Source organism: Sabulicella rubraurantiaca (genome assembly GCF_017355885.1).
GTDB classification, from domain to species: Bacteria; Pseudomonadota; Alphaproteobacteria; order Acetobacterales; family Acetobacteraceae; genus Roseococcus; species Roseococcus rubraurantiacus.
Genome location: NZ_JAFEUU010000054.1, coordinates 1 through 1,362 on the forward strand (window position 1 = coordinate 1; position 1,362 = coordinate 1,362).

Below are 1,362 nucleotides of genomic sequence, written 5' to 3' on the forward strand. Positions count from 1 at the left end.
AGATGTGGGCAGTGGTTGGTTTCACCGTGATGGTGTCCATTCTCCTTCATGGTGCGACCGTGACGCCGGCTATGCGCTGGCTGGACCGCAGGCGCAGCGCCCAGGGCGTGCTGCCGCTCGATGCGAGTTAAACGCATCGAGCGGGGGCACCAAGGCCCGGGAAATAACGCGGCTGGTAAGGCGACTCAAAAACCCCGCCATCTCTGCAAGGGTCGCGAGGGAGGGTGTGGCGAGGCAGTTGCTGATGCTTTTGGAAAGACGCATCGGACGTCGCGATTTTCCGACCGGGAGGTTGCCGTCGTCGCAGACGGTCCATGTGTCAGGCACTAACGAACGTCGCTCACCGGACAAGAAAAAACCCCGCCGCATGAAGCGGCGGGGCAAAGAGAATAATGCAACATCCGGGAGAGTGCTTTTGGAACACATAGGACGCCGTATGGTTTCGAGCGCATAAGTCCGCGACCCTCACGAACCATCCACGTAGTTGCTGCAACGGGTGGCACTAATCTCAATACGAAGAAAATCCGCTGCTCGAAGAGCGGCAGCCCCCGCTTCGCGGACGGTATCCATCCCCCATCCTCATCGCGAAGAAAAAGCCTCAGGCCGACCCTTGCTCTGACCCTTCGCCAACACGCTCGCCGCCCTGCAGGTCATGGGCAGACGGAAGCCGCACGGTTCGCGCCGGCGGCACGATATGCGCGCCATCGCCCCGGGGGCGACGAGCGCAGTCCATACCTTCTAACACGCTGACAGGTCAGGATTTTTTACAGTCTAGAAAATGGCACGACACCCTGAACCTTAAGCGCTTGAAAGGCCGAAGGAATATTCCTGGGCATGGGTTTTGCATGTAGACAAGTGGAGGGTCAACTCCTCCGACCAAGTAAAAAAGTAGGAGGGCAATAAAATGAACAAGTATTCAATCGTTGGTGCCGCCGCCCTCGCCTGCGGCTTGGGCCTCGCCACTCCGGCCAGCGCCACCCTGACGCTGCAGTCCGGATTGGTCGGCGGCTCGGGTGACGTGGACAACGTCATCTTCAACGCCTGCGGGACAGCCCAAAGCGGCAACCCGCTGCAGGGCTGCCTCAACACCTCGCACTCCACCCTGGTGAACTTCTCCAGCAACGAGACGCTGGTCGTCGGTGGCGGCGGCCAAGACTCCGTCCGCGCACAGGACGGCACGTTCAACACCGTCACCATCGCTCTCGATGACACGACGCAGGGCTTCGGCAAGCTCCAGTTCAACCTCATCGCGGAGGCCGATGGCACGGCCAACTTCACGGCCACCGACCAGTTCGGCAACGTGTTCGCCTTCAACAACGTCGCCCTGGACGGCAACGGTCAGAACTTCTTCACGCTCGGCTC

Annotated in this window: 1 protein-coding gene; it reads left to right on the forward strand. The window is 60.6% G+C overall.

The genetic code is table 11. The features are described from left to right. Positions 1–904 precede the first annotated feature (904 nt). Positions 905–1,362 (forward strand): hypothetical protein (locus tag JTJ31_RS24330; protein ID WP_207541325.1); only part of this gene is annotated, 458 nt, incomplete at its 3' end.